This window comes from Sorangium sp. So ce362 (assembly GCF_051519845.1).
In the GTDB taxonomy this organism is placed as follows: domain Bacteria; phylum Myxococcota_A; class Polyangia; order Polyangiales; family Polyangiaceae; genus Sorangium.
Genome location: NZ_CP150332.1, coordinates 7408975 through 7422341 on the forward strand (window position 1 = coordinate 7408975; position 13367 = coordinate 7422341).

Genomic DNA, 13367 nt, shown 5'->3' on the forward strand with positions numbered 1-13367 from the left:
CGACAGGGCGCCGCAATTTGCCCGTGGCGAAGCGCGGCGCTTTGGGCAACATCTCGATCCACGCCTGCGCCTCGGAGGCCGCTCCGGCCTTCCGAAGATCTCTTTATGCCTCAGAGTCCACGTTACCTCGTGCTGGAGGTCCTGCACACCGGGGCAGACACGATCCTGTACCGAGCGCGACGCAACGAAGACGGACTACCGGTCGTGCTCAAGGTCCTGTGGCGCGACCACGCCAGCCCTCAGGCCCTCGGGCGGCTGCGCCACGAGCACGAGGTGGCCAGCCGGCTCGACGTGCCCGTCATCGTCAAGGCGCACGCGATCGAGGCGTTCGGCGACCAGGTGGCCCTGGTCCTGGAGGACTTCGGCGGCCGCTCGCTCGACCAGCTCCTCGACGGGCCGATGCCGCTCGAGCGCTTCCTCCCCCTCGCCCTGCGCCTCTCCGGCGCGCTCGCCGAGCTGCATCGGCACCATATCATCCACAAGGATATCAAGCCCCAGAACCTGCTCTACAACCCCGACACCGGGGAGGTGAAGATCACCGATCTCGGGATCGCCCGCCTCTCGCCCCGCGCGCCGGAGGACCTCGCCCACGACGCGTTCGTCGCGGGGACGCTGGCGTACATGGCGCCGGAGCAAACAGGCCGGATGAACCGCTCCATCGACGAGCGGACCGACCTGTACTCCCTCGGCGTCACCTTCTACGAGATGCTGACTGGCACCCTGCCCTTCCAGGCGAGCGACCCCGTGGAGTGGGTGCATTGCCACATCGCCCTGACGCCGCCCTCGCCTCACGCGATCGTCCCCTCGATTCCCCCGCAGCTGTCGGCGGTCGTGCTCAAGCTGCTGGCCAAGGCCGCCGAGGAGCGTTATCAGAGCGCGCTCGGCCTCCGGCACGACCTCGACCTCTGCTTCGCCCAGCTCCGGTCGCGCGGCGCCATCGAGGCCTTTCCGCTCGGGCAGCGCGACGTCTCGGACCGGTTCCAGATCCCGCAGCGGCTCTACGGCCGCGAGCGCGAGGTCGAGGCGCTGCTCGTCGTCTTCGAGCGCGTCGTGGCCCAGGGCCTACCGGAGCTCGTGCTCGTGTCGGGCTACTCCGGCGTCGGCAAGTCGTCGCTCGTGGCCGAGCTGCACGGGCCGGTCGTGCGCGAGCGCGGCTTCTTCCTCTCCGGCAAGTTCGAGCAGCTCAAGCGGGACGTCCCCTACCACGCCTTCCTCCAGGCGTTCCGCGGGCTCGTGCAGGAGATCCTGTGCGTGAGCGAGCAGGAGCTCGAGCGCTGGCGCCTGCGCCTGCGGGAGGCCCTCGGCGCGAGCGGCGGGCTCCTCACCGGCGTGCTCCCCGAGCTCGAGCTGCTCCTCGGCCCGCAGCAGCCCGTGCCCGAGCTCCCTGCGGTCGAGGCCCGGCACCGGTTGCACGCAACGCTCCAGCGCTTCGTCGCCGCGTGCGTCCAGAAGGAGCACCCGATGGTGCTCTTCATCGACGACCTCCAGTGGGCCGACGCCGGGAGCCTCCAGCTGCTCGAGCAGCTCGTCACGTACGCCGAGGCCGAGCACCTCCTGCTGATCGGCGCCTACCGGGACAACGAGATCGGCCCGGCGCACCCGCTCGCGCTCATGCTGGCCGACGCGCGGAAGCGCGGCGCCCGCGTCACCGACATCGTCCTCGCGCCGCTCTCTCCGTCCGACGTCGGCGCGCTCGTCGCCGGCGCGGTGCACGCCCCGGCCGAGCAGGTCGAGCCGCTCTCGCAACTGGTCTACGAGAAGACCGGCGGCAACCCCTTCTTCGCGATCCAGTTCCTGATGGAGCTGCACCAGGAGGGGCTCGTCGCCTTCGACGCGGAGGCGGGGACCTTTCGCTGGGACATCGCCGCGATCCGCGACAAGGGCTTCAGCGACAACGTCGTCGACCTGATGGTGGGCAAGCTGAAGCGGCTCTCCGCCCCGGCGCAGGAGGCGCTCAAGCTCGCCGCGTGCCTCGGCAGCAGCCTGATCCTCGACACCCTCGCGGTGGTCGCGAAGCGCCCGGCGACGGAGCTCGGCGAGGCGCTCGCGGAGGCCGTGCGGGAGGGGCTGCTCCTCCGCCGCAACGGCGCGTACCGGTTCCTCCACGACCGGGTGCAGCAGGCCGCCCAGGCGCTCATCCCTGCGACGCAGCTCGCCGAGGTGCACCTCTGCATCGGCCGGCTGCTGTTGAAGGGGCGGAGCGCGGCGGAGCGCGAAGATGCGCTCTTCGACATCGTGGGCCACCTCAACCGCGGCGCCGCGCTCATCCGATCTCCGGCGGAGCGGGACGAGCTCGCCGCGCTGAACCTCCGCGCCGGCAGGAGGGCCAAGGCCGCGGCGGCCCACGAGACCGCCGCCGCCCTCTTCGCCGCGGGCATGGCCCTCCTCCCCGAGGAGCGCTGGGAGACGCAGTACGAGCTCGCCCACGACCTCAGCCTGGAGCGCGCGCACGCCGCGTACGTCATCGGCAGCTTCGAAGAAGCCGAGCGGCTGCTCGGAGAGCTCATGGCTCGCACGAGGACCAAGGTCGAGAGGGCCGCTGTCGTCGAGCTCGCCGTCGCGCTGAACGTCACCCGCGGACAAGTCGCGCGCGCCGTGGAGATCGGGCTCTCGTGCCTCCGCGCCTGGGACATCGAGGTATCGCCCTCTGTCACCGACGCGCAGGTCGAAGAGGAGACCGAGAGCGTCTGGCAGATCCTGGGCGATCGGTCCATCGAGGGCCTGATCCATCTGCCCGCCATGACGCACCCGGAGATCAAGATCGCGATGGCCGTCCTCCGGGGCGTGGCCATCCCGGCGTGGTTCGTGGACCAGAACCTGCATTATCTGCTCGTCATGCGCATGGTCAAGCTCAGCCTCCGCCACGGCAACGCCGAGAGCTCCGCCCACGCGTACGCCGCCTTCGCGCGGGTGCTCGCCCCGCGGTTCGGGCGATACAAGGAGGCTTATCTGTTCGGCAAGCTCGCCTGCGACCTGGCGGACAGGAGCCCCGTCCTCGCCATAAAGTCCCCGGTGTTCACGCTGTTCGGACAGCAGATCGTCTTCTGGACGCGCCACTACAGAGAGACCTATTCCTATACTCGACTCGGCTTCAACGCCGCGATGGAGTGCGGCGACTGGAACAATGCCTGTTACAACTGCATCTGGGCGCCGACGTTCCCGCTGCTCTGCGGTGAGCCGCTGGAGGACGTCCTCCACCAGACCGAGGACCGCCTCGGCTTCGTGCGCAAGGCCGGTTACGCATTCGTCCATGACATCCTCCTCGGCGTCCGGTACCTCATCCAGACGCTGCGCGGGCGGCCGGTCCATTTCTCGATGCTGGATGGGTCCGAGCTGGACCGGGCGGCCTTCGAGGCGCGGCTCCTGGCGGGGGACTCGCGCAGCGCTCACAGCCAGTACTACAGCCTGAAGGCGCAGGCGCTGTTCGTCCTCGGCTCTCCGGGCGAGGCGCTCACGGCGTCGTCCCGTGTGATCGTCGATTACGATTGGAGGAACGACGCGCACGCGCTCGTCGTCGAGAGCTTCTATTACCACGCGCTCGCGCTCGCCGCGGTCTGCGGCGAGGCACAGCCGCCCGAGGAGCTCCCCCGGGCGCTCCTCGACTGCGAGCGGCAGCTCGGCGCGTGGGCGGAGAGCTGCCCGCCGAACTTCCGCCACAAGCACGCCCTGGTCCGCGCCGAGATCGCCCGTCTCCTGGGGCAAGAAGGGGAGGCCATCCGGCTCTACGAGCAGGCGGCCTCGTCGGCGCGGGAGCACGGCTTCGTCCAGCACGAGGCCATCGCCTGCGAGCTCGCCGCGGGCTTCTACCGCGCGCGCGGCCTGTCCACGCCCGAAGGCGCCTACCTGCGAAAGGCCCGCGCCGGCTATTTCCGCTGGGGCGCCCACGCCAAGGTGGAGCAGCTCGACCAGCGCTACCCCGACCTCGTCGAGCGCAAGCCGATCGCCCCCACGGTCACCTTCGCCGTGCGGGCCGAGCAGTTCGACGTCCTGTCGGTGGTCAAGGCCGCGCAGAGCATCTCCGGCGAGCTCAAGCTCCCGCGCCTGCTCGAGATGCTGCTGCGCATCGTGGTCGAGCACGCGGGCGCCGAGGAGGGCTATGTGCTCCTGGTCCGGGAAGATCGCCTGTCGACCGCGGCGGCGATCGCGGCGTCCGGAGGCGAGGCGCGGCTGCTCGACGCGGGCGAGGAGGCGGCGGCGGCGCTGCCGCGGTCCATCCTCAACTACGTTCGCCGGAGCCACGAGCGCGTGCTGCTCGACGACGCCGCCGTCAGGCACCCGTTCTCGGAGGACGAGTATTTCACCCGGAAGAGGCCGAGGTCGGTGCTGTGTCTCCCGATCGTGCGGCAGGCCCGGCTGCTCGGCCTGCTCTACCTGGAGAACAGGCTCGTCGCCGGGGTGTTCACCCCTGCGCGGCTCAGCGTGCTCGAGCTGCTCGCCTCGCAATCGGCCATCTCGCTGGAGAACGCCATGCTCTATTCCCAGGTCGAGCAGGAGAACGCCGAGCGCCGGCGGGCGGAGCACGCGCTCAAGGCCAACCAGGCGACCCTCCAGGCGATCGTCGACAACTCGGCCGCGGCAGTCTACCTCAAGAACCATGAGGGCCGGTATGTGCTCGCCAACCGGCAGACGGGCAAGGCCGTGGGGCTGTCGAGCCATGAGGTCCTCGGAAAGACCGACGTCGAGCTCTTTCCTGGGCCGACCGTCGAGACCCTCCAGAGCAACGACCGGCGCGTGCTCGAGGCGGGCAAACCGCTGGAGTTCGAGGAGGAGATATGGCTGGAGGACGGGCCGCACACCTTCCTGTCGGTCAAGTTCCCGCTCGGCGAGGAGCTCATGCCGGGCGTGCTGTGCGGCATCTCCACCGACATCACCGAGCTCAAGCGGGCCGAGCGGGCGGAGCGCTTCCTGGCCGAGGCGGGCCGCAGGCTGATGGCCCTCGGCTACAGCGCGACCCTCGACAGCGTGGCGCAGCTCGCGGTGCCCGAGCTGGCCGACCAGTGCGTCGTCGACGTGCGCCTCGATCACGACGCCCCGGGACACACGGCCACCGCGGGCGTGCCGGACGAGCAGGTCGACGCCGTGAAGGACGCGCTGCGGCCCCTGCTCGCGGCGTCGCCGATCCGGCCCGAGGTGGGCGACGTCGGCGCCGCGCCGCTCCTGCGGCAGCTCGGCATTCACGCGTTCCTCCGGGTTCCGCTCCTCGCGCGCGACCGGTGCTTCGGCGTCATGACCTTGCTGGCGACCGCGCCCTGGCGCCGTTGCGGCCCTGCCGACCTGTGGCTGGCCGAGGAGCTGGGGAGTCGCGCGGCGCTCGCGCTCGACAACGCCCGTCTGTTCGCCGAGGCGCAGAAGGCCATCGAGCGGCGGGACGAGTTCCTCCTCGTCGCCTCGCACGAGCTCAAGACCCCGCTGACCTCGCTGAAGATGCAGTCGCACCTCATCGAGCGGCTGCTGCGTCGCTACCAGCGGGCCGAGATCGCCCCCGAGCGCATCGACGCGGCGCTCCAGGTCCTCAATCGCCAGATCGCGCGGCTCGCGCACCTGGTCAACGAGCTGCTCGACGTGACCCGGCTCAGCGCCGGGCGGCTGACGCTCGTGCGCGCGCCGGTCGATCTGGCGGCCCTGACGCGCGAGGTCGTCGAGCGGATGAGCCAGCAGCTCGCCGACGCCCGCTGCGGTGTCCAGCTCGATCTGGACGAGCCCGTGGTCGGGCGCTGGGATCCGTCTCGCGTGGAGCAGGTCCTCATCAACCTCCTGTCGAACGCGATGAAGTACGGCGCCGGCGGCCCCATTCATGTCGTCGTGCGCGGGCAGCCGGATCGAGCGACGCTCGTGGTCCGGGATCACGGGATGGGCATCGCGGAGGCGGATCAGGCCAGGATCTTCGAGCGCTTCGAGCGCGCGGTGTCGGTCCGCAACTTCGGCGGCCTCGGCCTCGGGCTCTACATCGTCCGCTGGATCGTGACCTCGCACGGCGGCACCATCCGCGTGGAGAGCGCGCCGGGCGCCGGCGCCACGTTCATCGTGGAGCTCCCTCTGGATGTGGCCGAGACCGGGACGGAGACGGACAGCCGGAGTGCCGTGCTCCCGTCGGCGTAGGGCGTCCGGCGGGGATCGCGCAGAGCGATTGACCAGCACCGGACGTCTGGCCGTCCGTGGTCGGACGTCTGACCACCGCATCGCGCCTCACGCCGGCGGCGCGGAGAGCGCCTCGGCCAGCGCGTCGCCGAGGTGAGCGGCGTCGTTCCAGACGACGACGCGGTAGCCGCTGCTCGGGTCGTGCTCGATCAGGGAGACGCCCGTGTTCGCCAGCACCTGCAGCGCCTTCAGCCCGCCGGCGTCCATCTGGAGTATCCGCCCGACAGCGGTCTTGATGGCCGCGCCGTGGGATACCAGCCCGACCGCCTCGCCCGCGTGTCGCTCCGCGATCCGGTCGAGCGCGCGCATCATGCGATCGCCGAGCTCCGCGTACGTCTCGCCGCCCCCGCGCCGGACATCGACGCCGCGCCGCCATGCAGCCCACTCCTCGGGGAAGCGCGCCTGCACGTCGGCGCGGCTGAGCCCCTGCCAGGCGCCGAGGTTCACCTCCCGCAGCGCTGGGTCCGCGACGGCCTCGAGGCCCAGCGCCGAGGCCAGGCGCTCCGCCGTCTCCTCGGCGCGCTCGAGGTCGGAGCAGTAGACCGCCGAGAGCCGGATCCGCGCGCCGACGAGCCGCTCCGCGAGCCGCGCGGCCTGTTCGCGCCCGCGCGCGCTGAGCCCGCGCCCCGCCTGTCCCTGGAAGACCTGCGCGCGGTTGTCGTCGGTCTCCCCGTGCCGGATGAGCATCAGCTTCGTGGTGGCGTGCACGATGGCCGCACTGTAGCAGGGCGCGACGGCGCTGACAGGCGCTCTGCTCCTCTGATAGGGTAGCCCCCTCCAGGAGACCGCCATGCCTCGCTTGAACCAGATCATCGCCATCGAGAAGGGCGTCAAGGCCCGCTCCCACCAGCGCCTCACCGAGGCGCACCACGCGCTGCAGAAGCCGGCGCTGCTCTCCGGGATCACGCGCACCTACAGGCCGAAGGACGAGGAGGGGGAGCAGCTCCCGCCCGAGGCGACGAGGGTGCAGGCGAAGGCCGAGGAGATCATCCGGAGCACGGTCGACATCCTGGGCGAGCTCTTCGACGTCACGGCCACAAAGGACTACGCCAACTGCAAGGCGCGCGCGGACGTGGTGGTCGACGGCAAGGTGCTGCTCACGGGGGCGCCGGTGACCTACCTGCTCTTCCTGGAGAAGCAGCTCGTCGACCTGCAGACCTTCATCAAGAAGCTGCCGGTGCTCGACGCGTCCGAGAGCTGGACGTTCGATCCCTCGGCGGACTCCTGGGCGACCGAGCCGGTGCAGACCGCGCGGACCAAGAAGATCCCGCGCAACCACGTCAAGGCCGAGGCGACGGACAAGCACCCCGCGCAGGTGGAGGTCTATCACGAGGATGTCGTGGTCGGTTACTGGAAGACGGTGAAGTTCTCGGGCGCGCTGCCGGCGCGGCGCATCAACGAGCTGCTCGATCGGGTGGAGAAGCTGCAGAAGGCGGTCAAGTTCGCCCGCGAGGAGGCGAACAACCAGGCGGCCGAGGAGCAGAAGGTCGGGGCCGCCGTCCTCGGGTTCATCTTCGGCGCCTGACGCGCGCCCGCTCCCCTGCACCGGCGGCGCTTGCGCCGCGGCCGCCGGGGCGATATCGTAGCGGCGGAGTGCAAGTTGAAGCTCAAGCTCAGCTTGATGGGCACAGCGCCCCAGTGCAGGTTCGAGCCCTGCCCCCGCCATCTCATCGTCGTCTTCACGGCGGGGTAGCCCAACTCGGTAGAGGCAGCGCTGGCCCGTTCAATGGTCTCAAGCTCTCACTCCAGGCTCGAGCATTCGCCGCCGATCATCCAATCGAACGGGAAGAGGCTAAAATCGTCGGATGCTGGTTCAATTCCAGCCTGGCCAGCCCGCGCCGCGGTGAGGCGATGCCTCTCCTCGCGCGGCGCCGGGGCGTCCCCGCCCCGGCGCGCAGATCACAATGGCCGGTAGTTCAATGGCAGAGCACGACGGTGTGAGGACTGACCTCTGACCTTAAACGTGTGGGTGTGCGCAGATGGCGGCAAACCGAGGCCCGGGGCTAGGCCACAGTCCCGGGCCTCACCTATTTCAGGCGCCACCGGCTCGCGGGCGCCGTCCCCGCGGAGGTCAAACGCCGGTTGACGGCTCTGCCGGCTGCCGGTCCGGTGAGCGCCCGGACGACGAGGCCTCCTCCAGCGCGAGCTTCGCAGGGAGGCGCGCGCTCGGAAACAGCAGATGCGCGAGGACCGGCGAGAGCGCCGCAAGCGCAGCCGCCAGGCTGAAGTGCAACGGATAGCCGAGGCGCCCCGCCGAGAACCCGCTCGCGGCCGAGGCGACCCCCGTGGCGATCACCACCGCGCTGGCCTGAACTGTGTAGTCCGTGGCGGCGCTCTCCCGATCGGTCCAGTCCATCATGCACGTGAAGAGCGCCGCCGTGGCCATCCCCCCGGCGAAGTGCTCGAACGCGCAGAGCGCCGTCAGCAGCGGCACCCCTGCATCTGCGCGGGCGACGTACGCGTACCCGAGCACGCTCGCCGCCTGGAGGACCGCGAAGCCGACGAGCGACGATCGCCGCCCGAGCCGCAGCACAAGCGCCCCACCGGTCAGCGCGCCGAGCAGCCCCGCCACGAAGCCCACCGTCCCGAGCAGCCAGCCGATATCCGCGAGGGAGAGGCCGAGATCGGACAGGAACGGCCGGAGCATGCCGACCGCAAAGGCGTCGCCGAGCTTGTACACGACGATGAGCGCGAGCACCCGCCGGGCATGAGGGCGCTTCCAGAACGAGGCGGCAATGGCGGCAGCGGACGAGGGGGGTCGCGCCCCCTCGCGCCCGCCCCCCGCCTCGCGGGCGAGCAGCGTGGGGACGCTCAGGAGCGCGATGAACAGCGCCATGATGGCGAAGGTGAGCCGCCAGCCCAGCCGCTCGAAGAAGACGAGCAGCCCCCCTCCGCCCACGATCATCCCGGCCCGATAGCCGGCCACCTGGATGCCGTTGGCCCAGCCCCGCTCGCCCGGCTCCAGCATGTCCACCGCCAGGCCGTCGGTGGCGATGTCCTGGGTCGCCGAGAGCAGATTGACGATCAGCACCGCCACGAGGACAGAGGAGAGCCCCTCTCCCGGCTCCCGCAGCGAGACGAGCCCGAGCACGACGATCGTGAGCCCTTGCAGGGGGAGGATCCACGAGCGGCGGCGCCCGAGCCGGGGAAAGAAGAAGCGATCGACGAGCGGCGCCCAGAGGAACTTGAGCGCCCACGGGAGCGCGAGCAGCGAGGCGAGGCCGATGCCCTCCAGCGAGATCCCCTGCTTGCGCAGGAGGACGGGGAGCGCCTGGGTGAAGAACCCGAACGGGAGGCCCTGGCACATGTAGAGCGACGTCAAGAGCCCGAGCCGTCGCAAGGACAGGTGGGGAAAGCGCATCAGCGGCTCGCCTTCCTGGTGGCCGACGAGAGGCCGAAGAGCCCCGACGCCATCGCCCACGTCGCGTCGGCGGCCGAGCCTGGGGGGATGAGATCGCGCGCCGTGGCCGCGAGCACGAAATACCCCTGGATGGTGGCCACGATGGCCGCCGCCGCGGCGTCCACGTCGCCGCGCGCGCAGGAGAACACCCGCTCCCGCGCGCCGCGCCGCGCGATCGCGGCGAGCCTCTTGACCGCGCTCTCGAGCGCTCCCGCGAACGCCTTTTGCACCTCGGCGTCCCGGAGCGCCTCGCCGCTCACGCAGATCCAGCACGCGAGCGCCTGCGGGTCGGCCCCCTCGCCCACCCGCAGGTGCGCGTCGATGAACGCGCGGAGCTCGGCCTCCGGATCGCCCGCCGCGGGAGCGAGCCGCCGCTCGATCCGGTCGGCATGCTCCTGCACGAGCAATGCGACGGCGGCGAGCAGGATCTCTCGCTTGCTCTCGAAGTGGTAGTGGACGAGCCCCGGCGCGAGGTGAGCCGCCGCCGCGATGGCCCCGATGGACGCCCCCTCATAGCCGCGCTCCGCCATGACCTTCAACAGAGCGCGCGCGATCTGGGCTCGACGTTCGGCGGTGTTGGACGGGCGAGGCATCCTGCCGCTCCTGCGCCCGCTGGCGCACGGGTATGTTGGTTGTTCGTACAACCAACTTATGAAGCGACCTCGGCCGCCTGTCAAGGAGGGGCTCGGGGCGCTCGAGCAGGATCGCGCCGGGCGGGCTGCAGAGGCGGCAGCTACGGCATCCCGCCATCGAGGAGCTGGTTCGATGATGTCGCGTCCTCTCTCGCTGATGATCGCAGGGCAGCTCTCCTGCGCCTGCCTCGTCTCCTCGTCCTGCGCGCCGTCGTCGCCCCCCGGCGACCCAGGCGGACAGGGCGGCGGCGGCTCGGGGGCAGGTGGGGGCGGCGGCGGAGAGGCCGGCGCTGGCGGAGAGGCCGGCGCTGCCAGGGGCTGTCGGCCGTTTCGCTGCCCGAGGCCGAGGACTCGGCAGGCAACGTGGGGAAGCCGTTCGACTACCTGCTGCCCGAGTGAGCCACGTCGCTCGCCGGCCGAGGCGGCGCCGGCCTCGGGAGCACGAACCCTTCCGCCGCGAACCCTTCGGACCCCCCTGGCCCCGTCCGGCGGAACCCGAGCTTCTCGAGCACCCTGACCGACGCGGTATTCTCGAGCATCGCATGCGCGACGAGGCGCGGGAGCCCGAGATCCTCGAACGCATACCGGATGCACGCCGCGGCCGACTCCGTGGCGTAGCCCTGGCCCCAGTGCTTCCGGAGGAAGCGGTATCCGAGATCCGCGAGCTCGTCGTCCTCGTGCCACTTCAGCCCGCACCAGCCGAGCTTCTCCCCCGTCTCCCGGTCCGAGACGATGAACCGGCCCATGCGGAAGGCCTCGAACTGGTGCGCGAGCCGCGCGAGCACCGCGCGCGCCTCGTCCTCGCTGGCGAACGCGGGGTCCCCCGTGTAGCGGAGCACCTCGGGATCGGCGCTCATCTCCATCATGAACGGGAGGTCGGAGGGCCGGTGGGGGCGGAGGCTCAGGCGTTCCGTCGAGAGGACAGCGGGGTAGTCGTCAGGTTCGTTCCTGTCGAGGGCGACCATCCTGCGATTTTACCGGGTTCGCCACGGCGATGCACCCGCGGCGTCGACCGGGCGGGAGCGTCGCCCCGGATCGGGCCCTGACACGGTGCGGCCACGGTCGCTCCGGGTGCCTTGTGCGGCCGGCGCGGGGCCCGCGCTCGACGGCGGCCGCCCTCGTCGGGCGCTCCCCGGGCGCCCGGTGCGACGACGATGTCAGGCAGGGGACGCTCACCGTCCGCGCAAAGCGCGAGCTGCACGCGCCGTTCGCAGCGGCACAGAACTTGTTTCGTACGGACGCATATGGCCTCTCCCAACTCCATCGACAAGATCCTGCGTCATGTCCTGTCGCTCTCGCTCGCGCCCCTCGTCGGCGGGTGCGGGATCGACACAAGCGGCTTCGAGACCCTCCCTTGCGCGGCCGACGGCCGCACCCCGTACCTGGCGGGGGTCGAGCCCGGGGCTCCTGCCGACTACATCGAGCTACGGATGTCCACGGGCCCGGGGGGCCCGACGACGAGCACGCTCGAGTTCGTGGGCGAGAAGTGCTCCGGGGCGGCGGACAGGCCGGCGTGCGAGGAGAAGATCGCTGCGGCCACGTCCAGCAAGGGGTTCCACCTCGGAGATTGCGTGGATTTCTGCCCGGATCACGTCCTGATCGTCAACACAGGCGACGAGGTGACCGTCCTCGATACGCGGGACGGGGTGATGGCGTGGCTCGGCCCCGTGAACACGCCCGCGGACGCGGTGCTCGCCGCGTCGCTGGCGGACTACACGGTCCGCTGCAGCAAGCCTGACGAGGGCGGCGTCCGGCCTGCCGGGGACGCATACGAGGTGCTCGCGACGAGGTACACGGAGATCTGTGATCCGATCGAGCGCACGCTCTATGTGCTCGCGGTGGACGCGGGCGGCGATGTGCAGGAGCTGGAATCCGAGGTGATCGAGTCGGAGTCGGGCGCCTGCGTCGGCCGGAGGCCGGCGGGGCTGCTGCGGACCGCGGGCCGGGGCGCGACGCAGGTCGGGGCGTATTTCGCGAACGTGGCGCAGCTCGAGGCGGCGAGCGTCCGGGCCTTCGAGGTGCTCGGGCGCGAGCTCGTCCATCACGGGGCGCCGCGGCCGCTCGTGGAGCGGGCGCGCATCGCCGGGCGCGACGAGGTGCGGCACGCGCGGGTGATGCGGCGCCTTTCGGCCCGTTACGGCGGCCGCTGGCAGCCGCCGCGGGTGGAGCCGAGGCCGGTCCGATCGCTGGAGGAGCTCGCGATCGACAATGCGACGGAGGGGTGCATACGGGAGACGTACGGCGCGCTGGTCGGCATGTGGCAGGGGCGCGTCGCGCAGGATCCGCTGGTCCGGCGCGTGATGACGCGCATCGCGCGCGACGAGGCGCGGCACGCGAAGCTCTCGTGGGCGATCGACGTCTGGGTGCGGCCGCGGCTCTCGGCCGCCGAGCGGCGGCGCGTCGAGGAGGCGCGGCGCGGGGCGCTCGCCGCGCTCGAGGACGAGGCGCGGCGCGACGTCGATCGGGCGCTCGTGGTCCACGCCGGGATGCCGGATGTGCAGGCGGCGAGGAGGCTCTCGCGGAATTTCGCCGAAGCGATCGCCGCCGGCGGCTAGCCGGCGCGCCGGCGAGTCATTCTCCGCGTTCCAGATGAAACGCTGGGTGTTCCGGCGGCGACTCGATTCGCCCGACATCCCTCCGGAACGCTGAAACCATCTCCTCATTTTCGCGGTGATGCTCTCCTGGCGCCGTTGCGCGCTCGCGGGCGCGAGCTGCTGTTTTTCCAGGCGTTCGCCGTGCTCGGCCCTCGCTCGAACCTCGCAGAGCGCGCGGGCTTCGCGGGCTTCGCGGCGGCCCTCGGGCGCTCCGCGGGCGCGGGCCGGCGGGAGCCGTGGTTGTCAACCCCTCAGCAGGGGGCTTGGTGAACCGCCCCCATTAACTTAGGATCGCTCCAGACACAGCGGGTTGGCGACTGGAGCCTTCGAGCGCTGGCAGCATCTGGCTACGCCCGCGTCGTGGCGTGACCCGCCATGTGTCGTATCGACGCATCGCCCTGGCTTTTCGTGCCGGCAATTGGTGGGACTTTCGTAGAGAAATCGGGGCTGGGCAAGGGCGGAGATCCGCCTCGGAGTCGCCCTTCGTCCGATTCGCTCGCCTGTGGGCTCCACCTCATCTGAACACGACTGTGTGCGGGAATCGAGCGCACCGAAGCTCGAAATCGATAGAAAGGCGGACTCACATGCAAAAATATCGAACGA

Annotated in this window: 7 protein-coding genes; 3 read left to right on the forward strand and 4 right to left on the reverse strand. The window is 70.9% G+C overall.

Annotation, left to right across the window (positions count from 1 at the left end):
• The first annotated feature begins 105 nt into the window (after window positions 1–105).
• Window positions 106–6099, forward strand: a complete 5994-nt coding sequence (locus WMF17_RS28150) for an AAA family ATPase (RefSeq protein WP_437644174.1) — start codon at window positions 106–108, stop codon at window positions 6097–6099.
• An 87-nt stretch (window positions 6100–6186) separates the two neighbouring features.
• On the opposite strand, the gene WMF17_RS28155 is transcribed toward WMF17_RS28150, so the two are convergent.
• A complete protein-coding gene (locus WMF17_RS28155) occupies window positions 6187–6846 on the reverse strand; it encodes a histidine phosphatase family protein (protein ID WP_437596249.1) in 660 nt (219 codons plus the stop codon).
• Window positions 6847–6928: 82 nt separating this feature from the next.
• On the opposite strand from WMF17_RS28155, the gene WMF17_RS28160 reads away from it, so the two are divergent.
• Window positions 6929–7663: a DUF7873 family protein gene (locus tag WMF17_RS28160; protein ID WP_437596250.1), complete on the forward strand. Its 735-nt coding sequence runs from the start codon at window positions 6929–6931 to the stop codon at window positions 7661–7663.
• 546 nt (window positions 7664–8209) lie between these two features.
• Here WMF17_RS28160 and WMF17_RS28165 read toward each other — a convergent pair.
• From WMF17_RS28165 to WMF17_RS28175, 3 genes are all read right to left on the reverse strand, one after another.
• The gene (locus WMF17_RS28165) at window positions 8210–9499 is read right to left on the reverse strand and encodes an MFS transporter (protein ID WP_437644175.1); all 1290 of its coding nucleotides are present in this window, start codon (window positions 9497–9499) and stop codon (window positions 8210–8212) included.
• Window positions 9499–10131, reverse strand: coding sequence for a TetR family transcriptional regulator (locus WMF17_RS28170; RefSeq protein ID WP_437644176.1), 633 nt, complete (start codon window positions 10129–10131; stop codon window positions 9499–9501). Before WMF17_RS28170 ends, WMF17_RS28165 begins: the two co-directional genes overlap by 1 nt.
• A gap of 419 nt (window positions 10132–10550) precedes the next feature.
• The gene (locus tag WMF17_RS28175) at window positions 10551–11135 is read right to left on the reverse strand and encodes a GNAT family N-acetyltransferase (RefSeq protein WP_437644177.1); all 585 of its coding nucleotides are present in this window, start codon (window positions 11133–11135) and stop codon (window positions 10551–10553) included.
• Between the two features lie 279 nt (window positions 11136–11414).
• On the opposite strand from WMF17_RS28175, the gene WMF17_RS28180 reads away from it, so the two are divergent.
• Window positions 11415–12725: a ferritin-like domain-containing protein gene (locus WMF17_RS28180; protein WP_437644178.1), complete on the forward strand. Its 1311-nt coding sequence runs from the start codon at window positions 11415–11417 to the stop codon at window positions 12723–12725.
• Window positions 12726–13367 lie beyond the last annotated feature (642 nt).

Bases quoted from the DNA above. Each gene is read 5' to 3' on its own strand.
- WMF17_RS28175 (WP_437644177.1), bottom strand. From the start codon at position 11,135: ATGGTCGCCCTCGACAGGAACGAACCTGACGACTACCCCGCTGTCCTC.
- WMF17_RS28150 (WP_437644174.1), top strand. From the start codon at position 106: ATGCCTCAGAGTCCACGTTACCTCGTGCTGGAGGTCCTGCACACCGGG.
- WMF17_RS28170 (WP_437644176.1), bottom strand. From the start codon at position 10,131: ATGCCTCGCCCGTCCAACACCGCCGAACGTCGAGCCCAGATCGCGCGC.
- WMF17_RS28160 (WP_437596250.1), top strand. From the start codon at position 6,929: ATGCCTCGCTTGAACCAGATCATCGCCATCGAGAAGGGCGTCAAGGCC.
- WMF17_RS28180 (WP_437644178.1), top strand. From the start codon at position 11,415: ATGGCCTCTCCCAACTCCATCGACAAGATCCTGCGTCATGTCCTGTCG.
- WMF17_RS28165 (WP_437644175.1), bottom strand. From the start codon at position 9,499: ATGCGCTTTCCCCACCTGTCCTTGCGACGGCTCGGGCTCTTGACGTCG.